A 19,265-nucleotide genomic window follows, 5' to 3' on the forward strand; every position below is an offset into this window, starting at 1 on the left:
CTGCCTATAGCGCTGCCGATGCAGCCCGACGACCCCGAGACCCGTCTCACGACAGCGCGCGAGGCGATTGCCCATGCCGCACGCCTTGCCGGCCGGAAGGCCGAAGCGGTCACCCTGATCGCGATATCGAAGACAAAAGACGCCGACGAGATCGAGCCTCTGCTCGCCGCCGGTCAGCGCGTGTTCGGCGAGAATCGCGTGCAGGAAGCCCAGGCGAAATGGCCGGCGCTGCGGGAGGCATGGCCCGATACGGTGCTGCACCTGGTCGGCCAGCTCCAGTCCAACAAGGCGGAAGAAGCAGTGGCGCTGTTCGACGCCATCCATTCGGTCGACCGGCCCTCGCTGATCGCGGCGCTCGCGCGGGCGATGGAGCGGCAGAACCGGCGGCCCGATTGTTTCCTCCAGGTCAATATCGGAGACGAGGAGCAGAAGGGCGGCTGCGCGATCGACGCCCTTCCGGATCTGCTCGCCGAGGCCCGCGCGGCCGGATTGCCGGTTGCCGGGCTGATGGCGGTACCACCGGCCGATGTGGAGCCGGCGCCCTATTTCGCGCTGCTGGCGAAGCTCGCGCGCGACAATGGCGTTGCGGGGCTCAGCATCGGCATGTCGGGCGATTACGAGACGGCGGTGACGCTGGGTGCCACCCATGTCCGCATCGGTACCGCGCTGTTCGGTGCGCGCCGATGAGGTTCGAGGCCATCATCTTCGATTTCGATGGTGTGCTGCTCGACAGCGAATATGCCGGCAACAAGCAGATTGCCGACTATCTGACCGGCGTCGGCCATCCGACCACGCCCGAGGAATCCATGGCGAACTTCATGGGCCTGGCCGGCGCCGATTTCCTCGCGGCGATCGAGCGCTGGATCGGGCGGATGCTGCCGGATGATTTCCATGTCGCCCGCCAGGCCGAGGACGACCGGGCGATGCGCGAGGGGCTGGACGCGATCGCGGGGGCCATTGCCTTCGTTCGGAGCCTGCCCGCCGATTTCCCACGCGCGATCGCGTCGTCGAGTCCCACTCGCTGGATCGAGCGTCACCTCGATCATCTCGGCATCCGCGACGCGTTCGGCGACAAGATCTTTTCCGGCCGCGACCATGTCGTGCGCGGCAAGCCGGCGCCCGATCTCTATCTCCACGCCGCCGCCGCGCTCGGCGTCGATATCGGGCGCTGCGTGATCCTGGAGGATTCGCCCGTCGGGGTGACCGGCGCGGTCGCCTCGGGCGCTTATGTCATCGGCTATTGCGGCGGCCGCCATTGCGGGCCGGATCATGCCGCTACGCTGAGAGCGCTGGGCGTGCAGGAGATCGCTGGCAATTTCGACGAGGTTGCCCGGCTGATCGCCTAGAGTCGCTTTCGGTCGTTCCGAATCTGGCCCGGGGAGCGACTCCGGTTACCCCTAGAATTGATGCCCGGTGCGATCGCGCTTGGTCGCCAGATAGCGTTCGTTGTGCGGGTTTGCCGGCAGGATGTGCGACACGCGCTCGATCACCTTGATGCCCGCCCCCTCGAGCTGTGCCACCTTCTCGGGATTATTGGTCAGCAGCCGTACCGATCGCTGGCCGAGCAGGTCGAGCATTCGCGCCGCGACCGCGAAATTGCGCGAATCGACCGCGAAGCCAAGCCGCGTATTGGCGTCGACCGTATCGAATCCCTGGTCCTGCAGCGCATAGGCGCGCAGCTTGTTGATCAGCCCGATCCCGCGCCCTTCCTGCCGTAGATAGAGCAATATGCCCCATCCGCTGGCGGAGATGGCACGGATCGCGGCGTCGAGCTGCGGCCCGCAATCGCATTTGAGGCTGCCGAGCACGTCACCGGTGAGGCATTCGCTGTGCAGGCGGACCAGTGGCGGCTGTCCGTTGGGCGCGCCGATCAGCAGCGCGACATGCTCGCCGGGCATTTCCGGGGTACGGAAAGCGACGATCTCGGTATCTTCAGCACCCGATACCGGCAGGCGAGCGCGCGTCGCGATGGTCAGCCGGGCAGCATCCTCATGCGCATCGATATCGGCCGGGGTGAGCGTCACGTCGACCGTCGCGGCGGCGCCGGCGAAAAAGGCGGGCAGCACCCCGCCGATCCGGGCGAGCCGAAGCGCGGCGGCCGCTGCCTCCGGTGCCGCCACCGGAATCGCGCGGAACGGGCCCTTCAGCGGCGTCTGCAGATCGAACTGGGGATCGGCCAGCGCTGTCGCGGCCGCGAAATCGAGCCAGGGCGCCCGCTCCACCATCACGGGCGAATCGGGTGCCGCGGCGTCGCGCTGGTTGGCAAGCTTCAGGGTCGCGGCACGGCCCGAGGTCAGCAGGACCGAAGCCTGGCCCTCCGGATCGAACGCAGCCAGCCGTTCGGGATCGGTCGTCTCGATGGGAAGCAAGGCGAGGGTGCCGTCCGCCCCCGCGATCGCGATCGGCCAGCCCCGCCGCAGCGCGTCGATCGCGTTCGCCGTCGTGCGCGCGCTCACAGGGCGAACTCTGTCATGATCGGGACATGGTCGGACGGTTTCAGCCAGCTCCGGCAATCTTCGAACACCTTGTGGCTGGTGGCTGTCTTCGCGACGTCGGCGGTCGCCCACATATGGTCGAGCCGGCGCCCGCGATCGGACGCTAGCCAGTCCTTCGCCCGATAGCTCCACCAGGTGAACAGCCGCTCGGGTGCCGGCATGAAATGCCGGCCGAGATCGACCCAGTCGTTCGATGTTCGCAGGCCGTCGAGCGCGGCGACCTCGATCGGCGTATGGCTCACCACGTCGAGCAGCTGCTTGTGGCTCCACACATCGGATTCGAGCGGAGCGATGTTGAAGTCGCCGACCAGGATCGACGGGACGGTCAGCCCGGCTGACCAGTGAGTCATGCGCTCGACGAAATCGAGCTTCTGGCCGAATTTCGGATTCACCTCGCGATTCGGCACGTCGCCGCCGGCGGGCACATAGACATTCTCCAGTCGCACCCCGTTTTCGAGTCGCACCCCGACATGCCGCGCCTCGCGATTGGCCTGCCAGTCGAACCGGTCGTCCTCGACCAGCGGCACGCGGCTGATGATCGCCACGCCGTGGTGCATGCGTTGCCCGTGCAGGATGATGTGCTTGTACCCCAGCGCGCGGAATGGCGCCGTGGGGAAGTCCCCGTCGATGACCTTGGTTTCCTGAAGGCACAAGATGTCGGGCGACACCTCGCGCAGGAAACGTTCGACGATTTCGATACGGAACCGTACCGAGTTAATGTTCCAGGAAACGATCTTCAGCGTCATCAAGGCGATGTAGCGGGGGGAATCAGTGCCGACAAGGAAAGGCCCTCGCTCCGGGGGCATGGAGCGAGGGCCGACCTAGCGTTCGTCACGCAGGCGGGAAATGGGCCGTTCGAGCAACAGGGGGAAAATCCCGATCCGCCCCACATCCGCAATGTCTTTCTAGGGGGACTAACCTGTCGCCACTATGAACGAAGGATCAGTTTCTCCCCAAAGTCCGTCGCGGGTCGTTCCAATTGAACGTCCTGTCGCTCACGGCTGCGTTGAACTGCTGATTCGACAGGCGGATCGTCGTTCTGTTGTTCTGGGAATCCAGGGCTACCCAGCCTTGCAGCATCAGCCCGCCAGGCGCGCTCTCGTCGCGGATGAAGACAAGGGTGATCCGGCCATATTCGGGATGCTTGGGGTCGTTCGCCTCGACCGAGATGATCCGTGGGTCAGCTCCCGGCACGACCTTGGCGAACCGCGTCATGTCCTTGGTGGGGTCGAGCAGCACGCTGAGCGGCGAATTGCCGATCGGCCAGCGCTGCACCTGCTTCACCGAATAATCGATGAAGGTCAGCGCCTTGCCATCGCCGACGATCAGGATCGGCACGCCCTTCTCATATTGGAAGCGGATCTTGCCGGGTTTCTTCAGGGTCAGCGTGCCCGTCAGGACCTTGCCGGCGCGATCGGTCTGGCTGAACGACGCGGTCAGGCTCTGCACTGACTGGAGATGGCTCTGGACGAGCGCGAGATCGCCGGTGGACGGGGCCGCCGCGACCAGTGCTGGAACGGCGAGCGCCCCGAGCACGGACAGATTGCGAAGGATCACGATATTCTCCCGAGACAGGTTCCGGGCGCTAGGCGCGCCGGGTTGAACCCCTTCTGAACCGTAAACCTTACAACGGGTTCCCGTCGCGGTCGCGCAGCACGTCGCGCCGGCCGACATGGTCAGGCCGGCTCACGACGCCGTCCTTCTCCATCCGCTCGATCAGCCGCGCCGCCGAATTATAGCCGATGCGGAGCTGGCGCTGGAGCCAGGAGGTCGAGGCCTTCTGGCTTTCGACGACAAGCTGGATCGCCGATCGATATTGCTGGTCCTCGGCCGAATCCTCGCCATCCGGCGCGCCGTCGAGCGCGAAGCCATCCTCGGGCTCTTCGGTGACTGACTGGATATAGTCGGGCCGGCCCTGGGCGCGCCAGTGATCGGCGACCGCGCGCACCTCGTCGTCGCTGACGAACGGTCCATGGACACGGACGATGCCCTTGCCGCCGGGCATGTAGAGCATGTCGCCCTTGCCCAGCAGCTGCTCGGCGCCCTGCTCGCCGAGAATCGTGCGCGAATCGATCTTAGAGGTGACGTGGAAGCTGATCCGAGTCGGCAGGTTCGCCTTGATCACGCCGGTGATGACGTCGACCGAGGGGCGCTGAGTCGCCATGATCAGGTGGATGCCCGCCGCGCGTGCTTTCTGCGCGAGCCGCTGGATCAGGAATTCCACTTCCTTGCCCGCGGTCATCATCAGGTCGGCGAGCTCGTCGACGATCACCACGATCTGCGGCAAGGGCTGGAAGTCGAGCGTCTCCTCCTCATAGACCGGCTGGCCGGTTTCGGCATCATAACCGGTCTGCACGCGGCGGCCGAGCGGCTGGCCCTTCTGCCGTGCCGCGCGCACCTTCTCGTTGAAGCTGGCCAGGCTGCGCACCCCGACCGAGGACATCATGCGATAGCGTTCCTCCATCTGCTCGACCGCCCATTTCAGCGCACGGACCGCCTTGGCGGGGTCGGTGACGACCGGGGAGAGCAGGTGGGGAATGTCCTCGTACATGCTCAGTTCGAGCATCTTGGGATCGATCATGATCATGCGGCACTGGTCCGGCCGCAGCCGGTAGAGCAGCGACAGGATCATGCAGTTGAGGCCGACCGACTTGCCCGAACCGGTCGTGCCGGCGACGAGCAGATGGGGCATCGGCGCCAGATCGGCGATGACCGGGTCGCCGGCGATGTTCTTGCCCAGCACCAGCGGCAGCGAGGCCGACTGGTCGTCGAAGCTCTGCGACCCGATCAGTTCGTGCAGCCCAACCGTCTCGCGCCGAACATTGGGCAGCTCGATGCCGATCACGGTGCGCCCCGGAATCGTCGCGACGCGTGCCGAGATCGCCGACATGTTGCGCGCGATATCGTCGGCGAGCTGGATCACCCGGCTCGCCTTGATCCCCGATGCCGGTTCGAGTTCGTACATCGTCACCACCGGGCCGGGCCGGATGTTGATGATCTGGCCCTTGACGTGGAAATCGTCGAGCACCGATTCGAGCAGCCGGGCATTGCGCTCAAGCGCTGCCTTGTCGACTGGCCCGCCCGGGGCGGGTGGCGCGGGTTTCAGCAGGTCGAGCGGGGGAAGCTGCGAATTGTCGCCCAGGTCGAACGACGCCTGTTTGGCCTTTGGCTTGGCGACGGACGGCGCGAGCGTGCGTTCGGCAATGACCGGGCCGGGCCGCGAATCGGGGGTCGCCAATGCGCGGGGGGTGGGCTTTCGCGCCGGTTCGGGGGCGAATACCTCCTGTTCGGGCGTGCGCCGTTCCGCCTTTGCCGGCCGGGGCCTGGGCAGGCGGCGCGGCCTGTCGCCGATATCGATGACGAAGCTCAGCGCCCAGACGCCGGCGCCTGCCAGGCCGGTGAGAACCGCGACGCCGCGCACCGTCCACAGCCGGATGGCCGCGTCGCCGATGAAGCCGGTCGCCCAGCGCAGCAGGTCGGCAACCGTCATGCCGATCATGCCGCCATAGCCCGCCGGCAGCCAGTGCACGGCCGAACCGCGGATCAGGGCGCCGGTCGTGCCCATCAGCGCGATGCCGCCCAGCGCCGCGATGAGCATCAATCGCCAGCGCCCGACCGGCACGTCGTTCCACAGGCGCAGCGCGATCATCAGGGCGGTGAACAGCACCAGGCCGACCGGCAGGCCGAACAGCGCGAACAGCAGGTCGGCGGTCCAGGCCCCCGGCGTCCCCAGCCAGTTCTCCGCTGGCCCGCCTGACGCGGTGTTCAGCGAGGGATCGCCCGGATGATAGGTGACGAGCGCGATCAGCACGAGGATCGCGGCGGCCACGATCGCGATCGCGCCGATCAGCGCGCCGCTGCGCGCGGCGCCCGCCTTCACCGTCTCGCGCCACAAGGGCGGCTGCGCCCGGCTAGCCATGATCTGGTCCTTGATTGTTCGCTGTCTGTACGCGCGGAATCATCGCTCCTGGCGAGTCCGGCGTCAAGGCGGACGCATTGGCACCATCCGTCGGGCGCGCTAGAGCGAGCCCATGGACAAAGCGGACGTCATCATTCTGGGCGGTGGCCTGGTCGGCAGCGCGCTGGCGGTGGCGCTCGACGCGCACGGCCTCACCGCGATCGTCATCGACATCGCCGACCCGGAGGTGATCCTGGCCGCCGGCTTCGACGGGCGCGCCTCGGCGATCGCCAGCGCCCCCTATCGCATGCTTGAAGCGATCGGCGTGGTCGATCGGCTGGCGGGTTTCGGGTGCCCGATCCAGGGCATCCGGGTCAGCGACGGGCTCGAGCCGGGCGCGCTCGATTTCGAGCCCGATGCCGAGAGCGGCGCGCTCGGCCATATGTTCGAGAATCGCCGGCTGCGCGGGGCGCTGCTCGAAGCGGCCGAGGCGGCTGCCGGCGTCGACGTCAGGATGAAGACGCGCGCCATATCGGTCGATCGCGGTGCGCACGGTGTCACCGTCACGCTCGATTCGGGCGCGGTGGTCACCGCCCCGTTGCTGATCGCCGCCGAGGGCCGGAACTCGCCGACGCGCGAATCGGCCGGGCTGAAGGTCGCGCGCTGGACCTATGATCACGCCGCGCTCGTCACCTCGCTGCATCACGAGCATTCCCATGAGAACATCGCCTACGAGATCTTCTATCCGCAGGGGCCCTTCGCGATCCTGCCGCTGAACGACGACGCGCAGGGCCATCGCTCGGCGATCGTCTGGTCGGTACGCCGGGACGAGGCGCCGGGCATGCTGAAATTGTCCGATCGCGGTTTCCTTGCCGAGGCGGAGAAGAAGATGGGCGGTTTCCTCGGGCGGCTCGGCCCGCTCGGCGCGCGGTCGAGCTATCCGCTCGGCTTCCACCACGCAGCGACGATCACGTCCGGCCGGCTGGCGCTGGTCGGCGACGCGGCGCACGGCATCCACCCGATCGCGGGTCAGGGGGTCAATGTCGGCTTTCGCGACGTCGCGACGCTGGTCGAGGTGCTGGTCGAGGGCAAGCGTCTTGGCCTCGATCTCGGCGATCCCCAGCTTCTCGCCCGCTATGAGCGCTGGCGCAGCCTCGATACCTTCATGGTCGCGGCCGCCACTGACGGGCTGACCCGGCTGTTCGGCATTCCCGGGCGAACAGCCTCCGCCGTGCGCCGCTTCGGCCTGTCGGCGGTGCAGAAGCTCCCGCCACTCAAGGACCGCTTCATGGCCGAGGCGCGGGGCGAATCGGGCGAGGTGCCGAAGCTGCTCCAGGGGCTTACCGTCTAGCGGATCGTTTCCGCGACCTTGCGTTCGATCGACTCAGTCTTGGCTGCTCTGCGCACCATGATGAACGTGCCGGACCAGGCGCCGGGCACATGCCATTGCCCGGTGATCTCGTTCGCGTCGGACGCGATCGTTCCGGTGTAGTGGACGACATAGTGCGCGCGCGATGATGCATCATAGGATTTCACGAATCGCACGCTACCCGCGCTGCGTCGCCCTTCCAGCCAGGCATGCAAAATAGAGGGGTCGAGGCGAGCCTCGCTCGATTCGGTCGTCTCGCCCGTCAAGGCGCCGTCTTCCTCGCGCAGGACCGCGGTGAAGGTCTTGGGCGGCAAGTGAGAGGGATAGTTGAAGATACCGTCCCATTCGCCGCTGAGACTATCGCTACCGCTCACTGCAGCGTTACCGAATCCTCGCCGTCGTGGCGGCCGAAGAACTGCATTAGCTGGATGATCAGCTCGGCACGGTCCTCGATTCCTGGTGCTTCCAGCAGCGCCTGCTTCGCCGCGACGTCGAACGGCGCGATCTGCGCGATGCCGTTGACCAGCGCCTCGTCGTCGAGCCGGTTCACCGCCTCCCAGTCGACCGCATAGCCCTGCGTATCGGCGAAACGGCGCGATTCCATTTCAAGCGACGATCGCCGCGAGAGCGACAATATCTCGGGCTCGCCCGCTACCGGCAGCAACAGCGCCTCGACCTGGCGGAACGCCGTCGTCACGTCGAGCTCGCGCACGATGCGGAACAGCGAGAGGCCCTCAAGCACCAGATTGTAGCGGCCGTCCTCGCTTGCCTCGAACTCGGCGATCCGGCCGACACAGCCGATCTCGAACAGCGCCGGTGCCTCGCCCGGCGCCAGCGGGCCGGGGCGTGGCTGGATCATGCCGATGCGCCGGTCGCGCGCCATCGAATCGGATACCATCGCGCGGTATCGCGGCTCGAAGATGTGGAGCGGCAGGTGCATGCCGGGAAACAGCAGCGCGCCGGGCAGCGGGAAGATGGAGAGCCGAGTCGTGGTCGGCGCGTCGGTCATCCGAACAGGATCGCCGACAGCCGCCGCCGTTGCGCCGAGACCCAGGGATCCTCAAGGCCGACCACCTCGAACAGCTTCAGCAGCTGCTGGCGTGCCGCGCCCTCGTTCCAGCCCTTGTCGGCGGCGACCATGCCGCAGCAGCGAATGCGGCCGCCGCGTCGCGCTCGCCCGCCGCCATCTGCCGCACCGGCGAGCTCGAATCTCTTGTCGAGATCGTCGGGGTTGGCGGCGACCTCGGCGCGCCAGGCCGGCCAGGTCGTCGACCGGCTTGGCGTCCTTCGCCAGCGCGAGCGCCGATTTCGCGCGCTCGATCTCGGGCAGCTTGGCCAGTTCTTCCGGCAGCGCGGCGATCGCCGATTCGGCTTCGTCGATCCGATTCGCCGCGACCAGCGCCCGCACCCGGCCCGACAGGACGGCCGGATGCTCCGGCGCCATCTCGGCGATCTGGCCGAACATCGGATAGCGGCGCGCTCGGCATCGCCCTCCGCCAGCACCTCCTCGCCCATCGCGATCAGCGGCTCGAGTTCGGCCTCGGCTTCAGCCTCCTCGCTGGCCACCGGCAGCTGGCGCAGGATCTGGTCGAGCATCGCCTTGAGCTGCGATTCGGTGCGCGCGCTGGTCAGGTCGGCGACCAGCTGCCCCTGGAACATCGCATAGACGGTGGGGATCGACTTGACCTGGAATTGCGCGGCGATGAACTGGTTCTTGTCGGTGTCGACCTTGGCCAGCACCACGCCCTTGTCGGCATAGTCGGCGGCGACCTTCTCCAGGACCGGCGTCAGCGCCTTGCATGGCCCGCACCATTCAGCCCAGAAATCGATGATCGACGAGCTTCGTCATCGACGGCTCGACGACGTCGCGCCGAAAACCCTCGACTGCCTCGCGTTCCGCGGCGGTCATTCCCAAACTGGCCAAGTGTCGCTCCCGTGTTTCTACGTCGCGCCTTATGTGGGTGTGCGGGCCCTCAAGCCAACCCTTTTCGTTTGATGCGCATCAGGGGGTTGCCGGACCCAAAAGCCGATGCTAGAGGCCGCCCCCTTACCCGCCCGGTCAGCCGACCGGTCAGGCGCCAGAGCGGGCGTAGCTCAGGGGTAGAGCACAACCTTGCCAAGGTTGGGGTCGAGGGTTCGAATCCCTTCGCCCGCTCCAGTTTCTCGTGCGGATCACGAGAGTGGGAACAGGCCGCGCAAGCGGCCTTTTTCATGTGCGCCTAAAAGCCGAACCCTTGTTGAGCCGGTTCGGGTGGCCGCAAATCGACTCCTTCGATCGCCAGCATCTTCAGCTTCGATTCTGAACCGCCCGGAGCAGAGAAGCCCCCGACCTTGCCGCCCGCCGCCAGCACGCGGTGGCACGGCACGATCAGCGGTACCGGATTGGATGCCATGGCCTGCCCTACGTCACGCGCCGATTCGGGGCCGGCACCGAGTTCCTTCGCCACCGCGCCATAGGTGGTGGTCTGGCCCCAGCCGAGTCGCCGCACCGATTCGTAGATTTGCGCGAAGAACGGCGCCTGCTCGCCCAGATCGACCTTCACGGCGGAGAAATCCGTTTCCTCGCCGTCGAAATAACGCTGCGCCGCCGCGATGGTCTCCGCGATCCGCGTCGGTGGCGCGCGACGCACCGCACCGGGAAAACGGCGAAGCAGCGACCGTTCCGTGGCATCGGCAGAATCAGCGGGCAGGCGGAACCCCACCACGCCGGCCTCGGTCCAGGCGATCGCGGCGACGCCGTTTCTCGTGTCGAAAAGCTGATAGTCGGCCACGGCCTCACCCTGCTTGGACTGGTCCCTATCGAAGATAGGGAAGCAAGCGCCGTCGGGCCAGCTTTCAGCTACAGGCAGAAGCTCATGTCAGGCCTTTTTGCCGCGCAGCGTGTTGATCACCGCCAGCGCGAGCGTGCCGACCAGCGCGGCCGTGGCCCAGGGGCGTTCCTTGGCGAATGTCCTGGCCTTGTCCGCCAGGGGGCCAACGCCCTGCGCGACCGCATCCTTCGCGGCGCCATAGCTCTGCTGGAGGTTGCCGGTGATCTGGTCGGCGACGCCCTGCGCCTGTGTGGCCTGGTCGCCCGTTACCTTGCCGACTGCTTCAGTGACCTTGCCGCCAAGATTGCGGCCTTCTCCCTTGAGCGTATCCTCGTTCATGCCAATTCCCTTCGCGCGGCGTCTCGTGATGAGAGGCACGCCCAGGGGGAAACGGATGAGACGCCGGACGTGTCCCTCGGCTTCAATCTTTTGCGCGGATCGCCGTGTTCGCCGTGCCTTGCTGTCGGCATGCGCGTGAACCGCCGGGCCGGTCGCCGCGTTGGTGTTGCATGCCTTCAAGCGTGATCCGCTCCTATGACTACGACCCGGCCGAGAGGCGGCTCGACCTCGAGTTCGTCAGCGGCCGGCGCTATTCCTATCTCGACGTGCCCGAATCGGTGGTCGACGCGATGCGCCGGGTCTCCTCGAAGGGTGGTTTCTTCAACCGCCGGATCCGCGACCATTATCCCTATGTCGAACATGGCTGAGCCGAGGTCAGTCCATCGGATGCAGGAACCGGTGGACCGCTGAGACCACGACGGATCCCTCGCCCACGCCGGAGGCGACCCGCTTGACCGATCCGGCGCGCACGTCGCCGATCGCGAAGATGCCGGGCTTGCTCGTGGCATAGGGCGATGTTGATCCGGCCGCGTCGGTGCCGGTCTTCACGAAGCCCTTGTCGTCGAGCGCCAGGCAGCCGTCGAGCCAGTCGGTGTTGGGCTCGGCCCCGATCATCACGAACATGTTGCTGATGTCATGGCGTCGTTCTTCGCCGCTCCTCACGTCGGTCCAGGTCACGTGTCGCAGATACTCGTCGCCCTCCAGGCCGGTGACCTGGCAATGGGTGTGCAGCGTGATCTGGCTCGACGACAGGATTCGCTGGACGAGATAGTCCGACATCGTCTCGGCCAGCCCGCGCGAGCGGACCAGGATGTGGAGATGGCGCACGGTGCGCGACAGGAACACCGCTGCCTGCCCGGCTGAATTGCCGCCGCCGACCACCAGCACCTCCTCGCCGGAACAGAGATTGGCCTCCATCGCGGTCGCGGCATAATGGATGCCCTGGCCCTCGAACCGAGCATAGTCGGGCACGTCGAGCTTGCGGTAGCGCGCGCCGCTGGCGACGATCACTGACCGGCCGCTCACGCGCTGCCCATCCTCCATCGTCACGACATAGGGATCGCCGCTGCAGTCGAGCGCCGTCGCCGGCCGCGCGATGGCGAGCTTCGCGCCGAATTTCTGCGCCTGTACCTGAGCCCGTCCCGCCAGCGCCTGGCCGGAGATGCCGGTCGGAAAGCCGAGATAATTCTCGATCTTGGAACTGGTGCCGGCCTGGCCGCCCGGTGCCAGCCCCTCGATCACGATCGTGTCGAGTCCTTCCGAGGCGGCATAGACCGCCGCGGCGAGCCCCGCGGGGCCGGCGCCGACGACGACGACGTCATGGACGCGTGCCGGGTCGAGCGTCTCGGTCAGTCCCAGGGCGTCGGCCAGTTCGCCGGTCGGCGGATTGCGCAGCACGCGTTCGCTGGAGGCGATCACCACCGGCAGCTGTTCGGGTGTGAGCGAGAAACAGTCGAGGAAGCCGCCGGCATCGGGATCGGTATCGATGTCGAGCAGGCGGTGCGGATAGCCGTTGCGCTCGAGGAAGCGCTGCAGCCGCTGCGTGTCGCCTGAATGTCCCGATCCGATCAGCGTCGCGCCGCCATGCGCATGGCGGATCAGCCCGACGCGGCGCAGGATGAAGGCGCGCATGATGATTTCGCCGATATCCGCCTCGGTGGACACCATCCTGCGGAAATTCGCCCGGCTGATCCGCAGCACCCGGCCATCCTCGCCGACCTGGCCCGTGACGAGAATCTCGCGGTCGTTGAACAGGTCGAGCTCCCCGGTGAACTGGCGCTCGCGATGCGTCGTGAAGATGTTGGCGACGCCGTGCTCGTCGGTGTCCAGCACCTCGATCGATCCGGCCAGCACCACGAAGAAATCGACGCTGCGCTCGCCCCGCGTGTAGAGCGCCACGCCCTTTTCGACCGCTTCCTCGCGACCATAGGACATCATCCGCGCCACCATCGCTTCGCTGAGGACCGGGAAGGTCTGGGCGCTGCGCTCATACGGGTCGCTCGGATCGATCTCGCTACGGTCCGTCGCCATCGGTCTTCCCCCCGCCATGTCGCTCATGGTCCTAGCAGCGTCGGGCGTCTTCGCGAAAGCGGCTTCCCGTCCTAGAACTGCCGCCTCAGGAGCAATGGCATGAGCAACGGCATGATTCGCACCGGCATCGGCGGATGGACCTACGAACCCTGGCGCGGGGTGTTCTTCCCCGATGGCCTGTCGCAGAAGCGTGAGCTCGAATATGCCTCGCGCGCGGTGACGGCGATCGAGGTCAACGGCACCTATTACGGGTCACAGAAGCCGGCGACCTTCGCTTCCTGGGCGAAGACGGCGCCCGACGGTTTCGTCTTCGCGCTCAAGGCCTCGCGCTTCTGCACCAACCGCAAGGTCCTCGCCGATTCGGGTGACTCGATCGCCAAGTTCGTCGGCCAGGGCATCGTCGAACTGGGCGACAAGCTCGGCCCGATCCTGTGGCAGTTCATGGCGACCAAGAAATTCGAGCCGGATGATTTCGCCGCTTTCCTGAAGCTGCTGCCCGCGTCGCATGAAGGTGTCGCGCTCCGCCACGCGATCCAGGTGCGGCACGACAGTTTCCATGTACCGGAATTCGTCGCGATGGCGCGCGCCGCTGGTGTCGCCCTGGTCTTCGCCGATTCGGCCGAATACCCGGCGATTGCCGATGTCACCGGTGATTTCGTCTACGCCCGGCTGGAAAAGGCGGTCGAGTCGGTTCCTACAGGCTATACGCCCGCCGAACTCGATCGCTGGCTGGATATCGCGAAGAGCTGGGCAGCAGGCGGCCAGCCGGCGGATGCCGCCTTGCCCTATGCCTCGTCCGAGCCGCCGGCGAAGACGCCGCGCGATACCTTCGTCTTCTTCATCAACGGGGCGAAGGTCCGGGCCCCTGCGGGCGCGATGGCGCTGCTCGAACGGATCAACGCGGCCGGTTGATCAGCCCCGGTCAGCGCGGCGCCGCGCCGCCCTGTCCCATGATCGCCGCCGTCTCGATCGTGTCGAGCGCCTGGCGCGCGCCGATGTAGCGCCGCGCGGCGGTCGTCCAGCGTTCCGCCTGGGGCGCGCCGGGCATGCGCGCCACTTCGGCCAGCGCTGCCTCGACATGGCCGGCTTCGAGAGTCCGCCGGGCACGGGCGAGCCGGTCGGCGGGCAGTGGCGAGGGGGTGTCGGCGCGGTGCAGGACGATGAGGTTGCCCAGCTCGCGCCTCAGGCTGGCGAGCCAGCCGTCGCTCGCCGCGCCGGTCCTCAGCTCGGATGAGATCGCGTCGAGCCCGACGCGCAGATCCTCGATCGTCACCGGCTGCTGCGCCGCCTGGATGATCGTGCCGGTCGCCTCGGGCTGGATCGGGCCGAAGCGCTGGCGCAGCTGCTCCTCGATATAGCCGAGCGGCAGGCCGCGATCGATCTGGCGCCGCGCCGCGAAGGCGATCATCAGCCCCTCGGCGCGATTGGCATAGCCGGAGGCGAGGCGCGCCTGTCCGCTCACGCTCGTGGTTCGGGCCTCCAGTTCGGCAAGGCGCGCGGCCAGCTCGTTCTCGCGGGTCGAGAGCGCATCCAGGTCGATCGCCGGGGCCGCCGCGGTACCGCTGCCCGGTACGATCACCACAGGCGTACGCTGGCCGTCGGCGGTGGAAGCGATCGGCAGCGTCACGGTGGCGACCGGCCTCGGGGCGAACCATTGCGGAAAGGCATAGAGCCCCAGCGCCATCGCGCACAGGCCGGCGATGAAGGCGACTGCCCCCAGGATCGCCGCGGTGCGCCAGCCCAGCTTGCGGGATGGCGCCGTAAGGGTCGGCTGCTCGTCGCTCATGCCGTCTTATCTCCGCGCATGCTCACCCGGTCAATCGCGTGCGCGCCGCCTCGATCAACGCGGCGTCATTGGGTGCGGCGGCTATGGCGACCCACTTCCAGCCGCTTCCGGCGGCCGACGCGACGGCAGGGCTGAACGCGGCGATGGCGATCGAGGACCGCGCCAGGCCATGTTCTTCAGCGAGTTCGCCAAGCCGGATGGCTGCCCGCGCCGAATGCAGCAGGGCGATCGATCCTTCCAGCGGCCCAAGCTGGGCCGCCGTCACTGGCAAGGGCTCGCTGGCATAGACGGCGATGGCCCGGGTGATCCAGCCACCTTCCTCGACGGATCGCTCCCTTCCGCCGAGGTGCAGCGCACGGGCAATGCCGTGATCCCGCGCGAGCAGCGCCGCTGCGTCGGATTCTCCGAACGCCATGACGTCAAACCCGGCCGCGCGGCTGATTTCCGCGGTTCTCGCGCCCACCGCCAGAACTGGCAGATGCCGTAATGAATCAAGCCCGACCCCTCCGAAGTGCACCGCATTGGCGCTTGTCAGCAGCAGGGCGTCGAACGCGGCGGGATCGAGAACCGCCCAGTCGAGCGTGCGGATTTCGAACAGGGGCAGCCGGATCGCGCGCAGGCCCAATGCCTCGATCCGTCCGGCGGTCGCGGCGTTGCCCGGTTCCGGGCGCAGCACCGCGAAGGCCGGTGTCATGCCGCGAACAGCCGTCTTACTGCCGGCGGCGCCCGGTCGAGCAGGTCGCGTGCCAGCCGGTCGGCGATGGCCGGGTCCCCCGCCGCGCCCGACGCCTCGCCGGAAACATGCGCGCTGCCATCCTCGGCCAGCAGCTCAGCGCGGATCGTCGTCCGCGCGCCGTCGACCGTGGCGAGCGCGGCGACCGGCGAATGGCAATCCGCCTTCAGCGCGGCGAGCAGCGCCCGCTCGATCAGCACGCATCCGCGCGTCTCGGCATGATCGATCGCGCCAAGCAAGGTCAGCATCCGCTCGTCGTTGGCGCGTGCCTCGATCCCGACCGCGCCCTGCGCCGGTGCTGGCAGCATGACGTCATTCGGGATCGGCGCGCCGATTTCCGCGCGTCCCAGCCGGTCGAGCCCTGCGGCGGCAAGCAGGGTGGCATCGACCTCGCCGGCCGCCAGCTTGGCGAGCCGCGTATCGACATTGCCCCGGAAGAATATCGTCGCGAGATCCGGCCGAAGCCGCTTGAGCTGCGCGCTGCGCCGGGGGGAACTGGTGCCGATCAGCGCGCCGGGCCTGAGCGACTCGATGCTGTCCGCTCCGATCAGCCGGTCGCGCACATCGGCGCGCTCAAGCATCGCCGCGATCGCGATCGCGGCGGGGCGTATCGTCTCGACATCCTTCATCGAATGAACCGCGCAGTCGATCTCGCCGTCGAGCAGGGCGCGGTCGAGCTCCTTGGTCCACAGCGCCTTGCCGCCGATCTCGGCCAGCGCGCGATCCTGCACCCGGTCGCCGGTCGTCCTGATCGGCACGATCTCGACCGCCGCGGCGTCCCAGCGATGTGCGGCACACAGCGCGTCCCGCACCATGCCGGCCTGCACCAGCGCAAGCGGGGAACCACGGGTACCGAGGCGAAGAAGAGGGTCGGGCACTACAAACTCCGTTCGGGCCGGGCCTGTCGAGGCCCTCCACTTGCTGCGACCTAGAAGAAAGGACAGCCCTTCGACAAGCGCGGGGCGAACGGGTAGGGGGCGACCATCATGAGTTTGATCCTCGGCCTCGAATCCAGCTGCGACGAAACGGCGGCGGCACTGGTGACCAGCGACCGGCGAGTCCTCGCCCATCGCCTGCTCGGGCAGGAGGCGGAACATCGTCCCTATGGCGGCGTCGTGCCCGAGATCGCGGCGCGCGCTCATGTCGAGGCACTGATCCCGCTGGTCGAAGGCGCGCTGGCCGATGCCGGGGTGACGCTCGCGGATGTCGACGCGATCGCCGCCACCGCCGGGCCCGGCCTCATCGGTGGCGTCATGGTGGGGCTCGTCACCGGCAAGGCGCTGGCGCATGCGGTCGGCAAGCCGCTGGTCGCGGTCAACCATCTGGAAGGCCATGCGCTTTCCCCGCGTCTTTCCGATCCGGATCTCGATTTCCCCTATCTGCTGCTGCTCGTTTCGGGCGGGCATTGCCAGTTGCTGCTGGTCGAGGGCGTCGCGACCTATCGCCGCCTCGCCACCACGATCGACGATGCCGCGGGCGAGGCGTTCGACAAGACCGCGAAACTGCTTGGCCTCGGTTTCCCCGGCGGACCAGCGGTCGAGCGAGCCGCGGAAGCGGGCGATCCCAAGGCCGTCCCCCTGCCGCGCCCGCTGAAAGGATCGGCCGAGCCGCATTTCTCCTTCGCCGGCCTGAAGAGCGCCGTTGCCCGCGCCCGCGACGCCGGAACGTGGAGCGCGGAGGATATCGCCGCCTCCTTCCAGGCGGCCGTGGTCGATTGCCTGATCGATCGCACCACCCGGGCGCTTGGCCGGGCTGACGGCGTGACATCACTGGTGGTAGCGGGCGGTGTCGCCGCCAACCGCGCGGTGCGCACGGCACTGCAGGAACTGGCAACGGCGAACGGGCTGCGTTTCGTGGCGCCGCCTTTGTGGCTCTGCACCGACAATGCCGCGATGATCGCCTGGGCGGGGGCGGAACGGTTCGCCGCGGGCCTCACCGATCAGCTCGATGTGCCCGCGCGCCCGCGCTGGCCGCTGGATCCGGGGGCGGAGGCTGTGCGCGGCGCGGGAGTGAAGGCATGAAGATCGGGGTGGTCGGCGGCGGTGCCTGGGGCACGGCGCTTGCGAGCGTGGCGGCGCGCGAGGGCGAGCCCGTCCTGCTATGGGCACGCGAGCCCGACGTGGTCGAGGCGGTCAACACGACTCACCGAAACCCGCTGTTCCTGCCGGACATCCCCTTGCCGGCCTCGATCGAGGCGACCGGGTCGCTTGATGCGGTTTCGGCCTGCGATGCGCTGCTGGTCGTCGTTCCTGCCCAGCATATCCGGAGCATCCTGAGCGCGATGCCCGTCGGCACCACGCCGCTGGTGCTCTGCGCCAAGGGCATCGAGGCGGGATCTCGCCTGCTGGTCGGCGAAGTCGCCCGCGCGGTGCATCCCGAGGCACCGATCGCGGTGATCTCCGGCCCGACCTTCGCCTTCGAGGTTGCGCAGGGCAAGCCGACAGCGGTCACGCTCGCCTGCGACAATGAGGATCTGGGCGCCCGGCTCGCCGATCGCCTCGCCGGCCCGGCCTTCCGTCCCTATTTCTCTTCCGACGTCATCGGTGCCGAGATCGGCGGTGCGGTCAAGAACGTGCTCGCCATCGCTTGCGGCGTGGTCGAGGGGGCAGGGCTCGGCCAGAATGCGCGCGCCGCGCTGATCGCACGCGGTTTTGCTGAGATGACGCGTTTCGGCATGGCGCGCGGGGCACGGGCCGAGACATTGGCTGGGCTGTCCGGCCTCGGCGACCTCGTGCTCACCTGCTCCTCGACCAGCTCGCGCAACTTCTCGCTCGGCATGGGGCTTGGCCAGGGCAAATCGGCGCGCGACCTGATGGCTGACCGCCGCACCGTCGCTGAAGGGGCTTTCACCGCGCCCGTCCTGCGTGAGGCCGCGGCGGATGTCGGCGCCGACATGCCGGTCACCGAAGCGGTCTGCGCGCTGCTCGATGGCGCCGATGTGCGCGAGGTCGTCGGTGCGCTCCTGGCGCGTCCGTTGACGCGGGAGGATCAGTGACGCGCTGGGCCGCTCTGCTCAAGGGCATCAACATCGGCGGCAAGCGGATTCCGATGACCGAGCTGAAGGCGCTGGTCGAGAAACTCGGCCATGATGACGTCAAGACGCTGCTCGCGTCGGGCAATGTCGTCTTCACCGCCAGGGAGACTGACGGTGCCGCGCTGGAAAAGGCGCTTGAAGAAGCGCTCGCCGCCTGGGGCCTCAGGACCGATGTGGTCGTGCGCAACCTGGCGGAACTGGAGGCGGTGATCGCGGCCAATCCTTTCCCCGATGCCGCGAAGGACCATCCAGGTCACCTGATGGTGGCGTTCCACCGCGATCCCGTGCCGGACGGGCTGATCGGAAAGATCCCCGGCATTTATGACGGCCCCGAACGACTCGAGGCGATCGATCGGGAGCTTTATATCGATTTCCCGGTGGACGTCGGGAACTCGAAGCTGCTCCCGGCGATGGCGAAGCTGAAATTTCCGAAGATCGCGACGATGCGCAACTGGAATACGGTGGGCAAGCTGCGGGACCTGCTGGCCTGATCTCCCCTCCGGTGCGCGGCGGTCGATTCAAACGCCGGCAACCGGCGATAGCATCATGACCAGACCATTTCGGCATGGTCCCGTTCTTTCGCATCGTCGGTATTTATTAGGGCGCGTCCCCTGTTTCGGCAAAAAACCTCCCCTGTTAACGGCGCGACTTTCCCCTGTTATCCGGTAACAGGGAAAGGGGTCTTCAAGTCACTGTTTGGGAAAGAAAAATCCGGGCGCAAAATCCAACATAACAGAGGAAAAAAGCCCCCGAAAAAAAGAAACCAGGTT

At 67.5% G+C, this 19,265-nt stretch carries 20 protein-coding genes, 1 tRNA gene and 1 pseudogene; 9 read left to right on the forward strand and 13 right to left on the reverse strand.

Features of this window, described 5'->3' with window-relative positions; genetic code table 11:
- Positions 1–18: 18 nt before the first annotated feature.
- Both P0Y59_18860 and P0Y59_18865 read left to right on the forward strand, forming a co-directional pair.
- Complete coding sequence (locus tag P0Y59_18860) at positions 19–687, forward strand: YggS family pyridoxal phosphate-dependent enzyme (protein WEJ98982.1); 669 nt, start codon at positions 19–21, stop codon at positions 685–687.
- On the forward strand, positions 684–1,346 hold the full coding sequence (locus P0Y59_18865; GenBank protein WEJ98983.1) for an HAD family phosphatase: 663 nt from the start codon (positions 684–686) through the stop codon (positions 1,344–1,346). The genes P0Y59_18860 and P0Y59_18865 overlap by 4 nt, the downstream gene beginning before the upstream one ends.
- A gap of 51 nt (positions 1,347–1,397) precedes the next feature.
- Here P0Y59_18865 and ribA read toward each other — a convergent pair whose 3' ends face one another.
- The 4 genes from ribA to P0Y59_18885 all read right to left on the reverse strand — a co-directional run bounded on the left by ribA (position 1,398) and on the right by P0Y59_18885 (position 6,414).
- Positions 1,398–2,456 (reverse strand): GTP cyclohydrolase II, encoded by a 1,059-nt coding sequence (gene ribA, locus P0Y59_18870; protein ID WEJ98984.1) that lies wholly within the window; start codon positions 2,454–2,456, stop codon positions 1,398–1,400.
- Positions 2,453–3,241: an exodeoxyribonuclease III gene (locus P0Y59_18875; GenBank protein WEJ98985.1), complete on the reverse strand. Its 789-nt coding sequence runs from the start codon at positions 3,239–3,241 to the stop codon at positions 2,453–2,455. The genes ribA and P0Y59_18875 overlap by 4 nt, the downstream gene beginning before the upstream one ends.
- A 196-nt stretch (positions 3,242–3,437) precedes the next feature.
- Complete coding sequence (locus P0Y59_18880; protein WEJ98986.1) at positions 3,438–4,052, reverse strand: outer membrane lipoprotein carrier protein LolA; 615 nt, start codon at positions 4,050–4,052, stop codon at positions 3,438–3,440.
- A gap of 67 nt (positions 4,053–4,119) precedes the next feature.
- Positions 4,120–6,414, reverse strand: coding sequence for a DNA translocase FtsK 4TM domain-containing protein (locus P0Y59_18885; GenBank protein WEJ98987.1), 2,295 nt, complete (start codon positions 6,412–6,414; stop codon positions 4,120–4,122).
- 112 nt (positions 6,415–6,526) lie between these two features.
- On the opposite strand from P0Y59_18885, the gene P0Y59_18890 reads away from it, so the two are divergent.
- On the forward strand, positions 6,527–7,744 hold the full coding sequence (locus P0Y59_18890) for a UbiH/UbiF/VisC/COQ6 family ubiquinone biosynthesis hydroxylase (GenBank protein WEJ98988.1): 1,218 nt from the start codon (positions 6,527–6,529) through the stop codon (positions 7,742–7,744).
- Here the strand turns inward: P0Y59_18890 and P0Y59_18895 are convergent.
- From P0Y59_18895 to P0Y59_18905, 3 genes and pseudogenes are all read right to left on the reverse strand, one after another.
- The gene (locus P0Y59_18895) at positions 7,741–8,136 is read right to left on the reverse strand and encodes a hypothetical protein (GenBank protein ID WEJ98989.1); all 396 of its coding nucleotides are present in this window, start codon (positions 8,134–8,136) and stop codon (positions 7,741–7,743) included. The genes P0Y59_18890 and P0Y59_18895 overlap by 4 nt on opposite strands.
- The gene (locus tag P0Y59_18900) at positions 8,133–8,771 is read right to left on the reverse strand and encodes an LON peptidase substrate-binding domain-containing protein (GenBank protein WEJ98990.1); all 639 of its coding nucleotides are present in this window, start codon (positions 8,769–8,771) and stop codon (positions 8,133–8,135) included. The genes P0Y59_18895 and P0Y59_18900 overlap by 4 nt, the downstream gene beginning before the upstream one ends.
- A pseudogene (locus P0Y59_18905) lies at positions 8,768–9,671 on the reverse strand (tetratricopeptide repeat protein). Before P0Y59_18905 ends, P0Y59_18900 begins: the two are co-directional and overlap by 4 nt.
- Positions 9,672–9,845: 174 nt before the next feature.
- Between P0Y59_18905 and P0Y59_18910 the strand changes: the two are divergent.
- Positions 9,846–9,920 (forward strand) — tRNA-Gly (locus P0Y59_18910).
- Positions 9,921–9,981: 61 nt separating this feature from the next.
- On the opposite strand, the gene P0Y59_18915 is transcribed toward P0Y59_18910, so the two are convergent.
- Complete coding sequence (locus P0Y59_18915; GenBank protein WEJ98991.1) at positions 9,982–10,533, reverse strand: methylated-DNA--[protein]-cysteine S-methyltransferase; 552 nt, start codon at positions 10,531–10,533, stop codon at positions 9,982–9,984.
- 87 nt (positions 10,534–10,620) lie between these two features.
- A complete protein-coding gene (locus tag P0Y59_18920; GenBank protein ID WEJ98992.1) occupies positions 10,621–10,911 on the reverse strand; it encodes a CsbD family protein in 291 nt (96 codons plus the stop codon).
- A 182-nt stretch (positions 10,912–11,093) separates the two neighbouring features.
- Between P0Y59_18920 and P0Y59_18925 the strand changes: the two genes are divergently transcribed.
- A complete protein-coding gene (locus P0Y59_18925; GenBank protein WEJ98993.1) occupies positions 11,094–11,279 on the forward strand; it encodes a KTSC domain-containing protein in 186 nt (61 codons plus the stop codon).
- Between the two features lie 7 nt (positions 11,280–11,286).
- On the opposite strand, the gene P0Y59_18930 is transcribed toward P0Y59_18925, so the two are convergent.
- Positions 11,287–12,942, reverse strand: a complete 1,656-nt coding sequence (locus P0Y59_18930) for an FAD-dependent oxidoreductase (GenBank protein WEJ98994.1) — start codon at positions 12,940–12,942, stop codon at positions 11,287–11,289.
- A 99-nt stretch (positions 12,943–13,041) separates the two neighbouring features.
- Here P0Y59_18930 and P0Y59_18935 point away from each other — a divergent pair, with 99 nt between their 5' ends.
- Positions 13,042–13,854, forward strand: coding sequence for a DUF72 domain-containing protein (locus P0Y59_18935; GenBank protein ID WEJ98995.1), 813 nt, complete (start codon positions 13,042–13,044; stop codon positions 13,852–13,854).
- A 10-nt stretch (positions 13,855–13,864) separates the two neighbouring features.
- On the opposite strand, the gene P0Y59_18940 is transcribed toward P0Y59_18935, so the two are convergent.
- Genes P0Y59_18940 through hemC form a run of 3 tightly spaced genes read right to left on the reverse strand, consistent with a single transcriptional unit; the run spans position 13,865 to position 16,339 of the window.
- Entirely contained in the window at positions 13,865–14,728 is an 864-nt protein-coding gene (locus tag P0Y59_18940) for a hypothetical protein (GenBank protein ID WEJ98996.1), read from the reverse strand.
- 22 nt (positions 14,729–14,750) lie between these two features.
- On the reverse strand, positions 14,751–15,422 hold the full coding sequence (locus P0Y59_18945; GenBank protein ID WEJ98997.1) for a uroporphyrinogen-III synthase: 672 nt from the start codon (positions 15,420–15,422) through the stop codon (positions 14,751–14,753).
- Positions 15,419–16,339, reverse strand: coding sequence for a hydroxymethylbilane synthase (gene hemC / locus P0Y59_18950; protein WEJ98998.1), 921 nt, complete (start codon positions 16,337–16,339; stop codon positions 15,419–15,421). Before hemC ends, P0Y59_18945 begins: the two co-directional genes overlap by 4 nt.
- A 108-nt stretch (positions 16,340–16,447) precedes the next feature.
- Here hemC and tsaD point away from each other — a divergent pair, with 108 nt between their 5' ends.
- From tsaD to P0Y59_18965, 3 genes are read left to right on the forward strand one after another with little or no spacing between them, the layout of a single operon-like run.
- Complete coding sequence (gene tsaD / locus P0Y59_18955; GenBank protein ID WEJ98999.1) at positions 16,448–17,482, forward strand: tRNA (adenosine(37)-N6)-threonylcarbamoyltransferase complex transferase subunit TsaD; 1,035 nt, start codon at positions 16,448–16,450, stop codon at positions 17,480–17,482.
- On the forward strand, positions 17,479–18,456 hold the full coding sequence (locus P0Y59_18960) for an NAD(P)-dependent glycerol-3-phosphate dehydrogenase (protein ID WEJ99000.1): 978 nt from the start codon (positions 17,479–17,481) through the stop codon (positions 18,454–18,456). The genes tsaD and P0Y59_18960 overlap by 4 nt, the downstream gene beginning before the upstream one ends.
- Entirely contained in the window at positions 18,453–18,986 is a 534-nt protein-coding gene (locus P0Y59_18965; protein ID WEJ99001.1) for a DUF1697 domain-containing protein, read from the forward strand. Before P0Y59_18960 ends, P0Y59_18965 begins: the two co-directional genes overlap by 4 nt.
- The last annotated feature ends 279 nt before the right edge of the window (positions 18,987–19,265 follow it).

Source organism: Candidatus Sphingomonas phytovorans (assembly GCA_029202385.1).
GTDB lineage: Bacteria > Pseudomonadota > Alphaproteobacteria > Sphingomonadales > Sphingomonadaceae > Sphingomonas > Sphingomonas phytovorans.